Origin of the sequence: Noviherbaspirillum sp. (assembly GCF_035627455.1) — a bacterium.
GTDB lineage: Bacteria > Pseudomonadota > Gammaproteobacteria > Burkholderiales > Burkholderiaceae_D > Noviherbaspirillum.
The window spans coordinates 1-3,915 of the sequence record NZ_DASPLS010000063.1; the positions used below are offsets into that span (position 1 = coordinate 1).

General features: G+C 63.8%; 5 protein-coding genes. 3 read left to right on the forward strand and 2 right to left on the reverse strand.

The features are described 5' to 3' along the window. The 3 genes from VEC01_RS11915 to lhpH form a co-directional block, all read left to right on the forward strand. Positions 1-1,089, forward strand: a 1,089-nt coding sequence (locus tag VEC01_RS11915) for an alpha/beta hydrolase family protein (protein WP_324901056.1), incomplete at its 5' end; no start/stop codon positions are given. A 12-nt stretch (positions 1,090-1,101) separates the two neighbouring features. Then, complete coding sequence (locus tag VEC01_RS11920; protein WP_324901057.1) at positions 1,102-1,767, forward strand: OmpW/AlkL family protein; 666 nt, start codon at positions 1,102-1,104, stop codon at positions 1,765-1,767. 331 nt (positions 1,768-2,098) lie between these two features. Then, positions 2,099-3,109 carry a trans-3-hydroxy-L-proline dehydratase gene (gene lhpH, locus VEC01_RS11925; protein WP_324901058.1) on the forward strand — a complete coding sequence of 337 codons (1,011 nt, stop codon included), beginning with the start codon at positions 2,099-2,101 and terminating at the stop codon, positions 3,107-3,109. 113 nt (positions 3,110-3,222) lie between these two features. Here lhpH and VEC01_RS11930 read toward each other — a convergent pair whose 3' ends face one another. Both VEC01_RS11930 and VEC01_RS11935 read right to left on the reverse strand, forming a co-directional pair. Continuing rightward, complete coding sequence (locus VEC01_RS11930; RefSeq protein ID WP_324901059.1) at positions 3,223-3,507, reverse strand: SemiSWEET transporter; 285 nt, start codon at positions 3,505-3,507, stop codon at positions 3,223-3,225. After that, positions 3,504-3,915: acyl-CoA dehydrogenase family protein (locus VEC01_RS11935; protein ID WP_324901060.1), on the reverse strand; the 412-nt coding region annotated here is incomplete at its 5' end. The genes VEC01_RS11935 and VEC01_RS11930, both read right to left, overlap by 4 nt.

The window sequence follows — 3,915 nt, forward strand, 5'->3', positions numbered from 1 at the left end:
GAAGCGTCCTTCCTCGCGGCGATGTACGCGGCGCAGGGCTTCATCGTGGTGGCGCCGAACTACGCCGGCTACGACGTTTCCTCCTTGCCCTACCATCCCTACCTGAATGCGGAACAGCAGTCGAACGACATGATCGACGCGCTGCGCGCAGCCCGCAAGGCATTCCCGACCGTCGGCGCGCAGGATTCCGGCAAGCTGTTCATCACCGGCTACTCTCAGGGCGGCCACGTGGCGATGGCGACCCAGCGCGCGATGCAGAAAAATTACGCCTCCGAGTTCAAGGTGACCGCGCTGGCCGGCATGTCCGGACCGTACGCGCTGGCACTCCTGGGCGACGCCAGTTTCGCGGGCAGCCCGAACGCGGGCGGTACGGTATTCCTGCCGCTGCTGACCACCAGCTTCCAGAAGTCCTATGGCGGCGTCTACAACACGCCGACGGATATTTATGAGGCCGGCTATGCGAACGGAATCGAAACCCTGCTGCCCGGCAGCCTGAGCTACGTTCAGCTGTTCGGGTCCGGCAAGCTGCCGCAGACCGCGCTGTTCGCCGCCGATTCGCTGCCGGGGCCGTCCTCGCCGGCGTTCGCGGCCTTCTTCGGGCCGAACAACCTGGTCAAGACCAGCTACCGCAATGCCTACCTGGCGGACGCGGCTGCAAACCCGTGCAACCCGACCGCAGCCGGATTCACCTGCAACCCGCAGAATGGCTTTCGCAAGGCGGGCGTGAAGAACGACCTGCGCACCTACGTGCCGAATGTGCCGACGCTGCTGTGCGGCGGCAACGCCGACCCGACGGTGTTCTACGCCAGCACCCAGGCCACCCAGGCGTATTTCCTCGCCAACGGCATGCCGCCCGCCGCGCTGACGGTCGTCGATGTCGACTCGGCGCCGAGCGGGGCGAGCGATCCGTTTGCCGCTGCAAAGGTCGGCTTCAGCCAGAGCAAGACGGCGACGATCAATGCCGCCGTGGCCGCCAAGCAGGACCCGGTCACCGCGGTTGCGACTGCCTACCATGGTTCGCTGGTGCCGCCGTTCTGCAACGCGGCCGCGCGCGGCTTCTTCCAGTCCGTTCTGGCGCAAGGCCTGTAAGGGGAGCACGCAATGAAAAAAACCATTCTGTGCCTCGCCGCCGGACTGTTGTGCGCCTCCGCGCAAGCGCAGGTCCACACCGTGCGCATCGGTATCGCGCACCTCGATATCAATTCGAAGTCGGACAACTTCACCACCAACGGCCCGGCATTCCTGACGCCGCAGCCGGCCGGCATCACGGTCGGCGACGCTACCACGCTGGTTGCCGCCTACACCCGCAAGCTCAGCCCGAACCTCGACCTCGACGTGGTGCTCGGCATTCCGCCGCGCCACGACGTGTTTGGCCGGGGCACGCTGGCGCCGTTCGGCGTGGTGGCCAAGGTGAAGCAGGCGAGCCCGACGGTGTTCGTCAACTACAACTTCGGCGACGAGCAGAGCAAGCTGCGTCCCTTCGTCGGTGTCGGCATCAACTACACTCGCTTCTTCAACCGGCAGTCGACCGCGGCGGGAGACCTCGCCTCGGGCGGGCCGACCAGGATCAAGCTGACCGATTCCTGGGGACTCGCGGCGCAGGCGGGCCTGACCTACAAGCTGGACGAACGCTGGTCGGTGTCGGGCTCGGTAGCGGCGGCCAAGGTCAAGAGCGACCTGACCGCTACCACCGGCAGCATCGAGCGCAAGACCAGCATCGACTTCCGTCCGCTGGTGGTCAGCCTGTGCGTCGGCTACAGCTTCTGATGCTGCGACAGGCAGGAAAGCCGCCGGGGCGCTGGCAAGCCGCTTGGCTGAGCTGATCGAAATCGACCGGCGCCCGTGCTGAAGTTGACGTCCCGCTGCAGAAAGTTCCGCAGCGGGACGCGCTCAATAAGAAAACTTTTCAAGCCTGCATCTTCTTCCCTGCGAAATCCGCGAGCGTCTGCATTCCGCGTCTTCTTGTGCACACTGCAAGGTCGGGCTGGGCCTGCCCAGCCTGTGAACCAGCACAGTTCGCGTTGTAAAATCGAACCCCCGCTTTCTCCCTTTTGACGTCCCCCTCGGGGCAAGTCCTACGCCATCGCGAAAACAAACAATGTTGAACTTCCTTCGCACAATACAAACAATCGACGCGCACACCGGAGGCGAACCGCTGCGCATCCTGGTATCCGGCATGCCGCCGGTCCCGGGGAAGAACATCCTCGAGAAAAGAGCCTGGCTCAAGGCAAACCGCGATGACCTGCGGCAGTTCCTGATGAACGAGCCGCGCGGGCATGCCGACATGTACGGGGCATACCTGCTGCCGCCGACGACGCCGGAAGCCGATTTCGGCGTAATCTTCATCCACAACGAGGGATACAGCGACATGTGCGGCCACGGCATCATCGCCTTGGGCAAGGTGCTGGTGGAAATGGGCTATGTGGAGCGCCGCAGTCCGGTCACCCGCATCGGCTTCGATGCGCCGGCGGGCTTCATCGAGGCGCATGTCGAATGGGATGGAAAGCGCGCCGGTGAAGTCACCTTCAGGAATGTACCGTCGTTTATCTTCATGCGCGACGTCGAGGTCGAAACACCGGGCTTTGGCAGGATCAGCGGCGACATCGTCTTTGGCGGCGCGTTCTACTACTACATCGATGGCCGGCAGGCCGGCCTGGAAATCAAGCCGGAGCTGGTCCGGTCGCTGATCCAGCTCGGCGCGGAAACCAAGGCCGCAGTGAAGGAAAAGATCAGGATCGAGCATCCCCTCGAGCCCGGCCTGAATGAACTGTATGGAACGATCATCGACGGGGCGCCGAACCGGCCCGGCGTCGATCAGTCGAATGTGTGCATCTTCGCCGACCGCGAGGTGGACCGGTCTCCGACCGGAACCGGCACTTCAGGGCGCGCCGCGCAGCTCTACCTGCGCGGCCGGCTCGGGATGAACGAACCCTACCTCAATGGCAGCATCGTCGGCAGCGCCTTCAAGGTACGCGTGATTGAAGCGGTAAAGGTCGGCGACCTCGATGGCGCGATCACCGAAGTCACCGGCAGCGCCCACATCAGCGGCTTCAACCAGTGGGTGCTGGAAGACTCGGATCCTTTTCCCACAGGTTTCTTCTTTCGCTGACACCGCCTCGCTGCATCATCGAATGCGTGCAGGCCCGAGAAAGGACAAAGCCACCGGTTCCCCGGTGGCTTTGTTTTTTGCCTGGCACGACGCCCGGCCTTGACTTCAACGTGTTATCCGGTCGCCTCCCGGCTGCGGAGCCCGGACCGGTACTTCAACTTGAGCGTCAGAATCGTCATCGCCAGTACCAGCGTCACGGTGTTGGCGATGATCATCGGCCACGACTTGATCAGTACGCCGAACAGCAGCCAGAAGAAAACGCCGGCGCTGAAGATGCTGTACATGGAAAGCGAGATGCCTTCCACGTTGCGCGTTTTCAGCGTCATCAACGCCTGCGGCGCGAAAGCCACGGTCGTGAGCGTCGCCGCAATCGTCCCGACCCAGTCTGTCATTGTCATGAGAATGCCTGGATACCGGTTTGCGCGCGGCCGAGGATCAGCGCGTGGATGTCATGCGTGCCCTCGTAGGTGTTCACCACCTCGAGGTTCACCATGTGCCGGATCACGCCGAACTCGTCGGAAATCCCGTTCCCGCCCAGCATGTCGCGCGCCATGCGCGCCACGTCCAGCGCCTTGCCGCAGGAATTGCGCTTCATCATCGACGTGATCTCGACCGAAGCGGTGCCTTCATCCTTCATCCGGCCCAGCCGCAGGCAGCCCTGCAAGCCGAGCGTGATCTCGGTCTGCATGTCGGCCAGCTTCTTTTGCACCAGCTGGTTCGCCGCCAGCGGCCGGCCGAACTGCTTGCGGTCCAGCACATACTGGCGCGCGATATGCCAGCACGATTCGGCCGCGCCCAGCGCGCCC

What these genes read in the sequence shown, in the direction of transcription:
- VEC01_RS11920 (WP_324901057.1), top strand. Translation starts at nt 1,102, where the DNA reads ATGAAAAAAACCATTCTGTGCCTCGCCGCCGGACTGTTGTGCGCCTCC.
- lhpH (WP_324901058.1), top strand. Translation starts at nt 2,099, where the DNA reads ATGTTGAACTTCCTTCGCACAATACAAACAATCGACGCGCACACCGGA.
- VEC01_RS11930 (WP_324901059.1), bottom strand. Translation starts at nt 3,507, where the DNA reads ATGACAATGACAGACTGGGTCGGGACGATTGCGGCGACGCTCACGACC.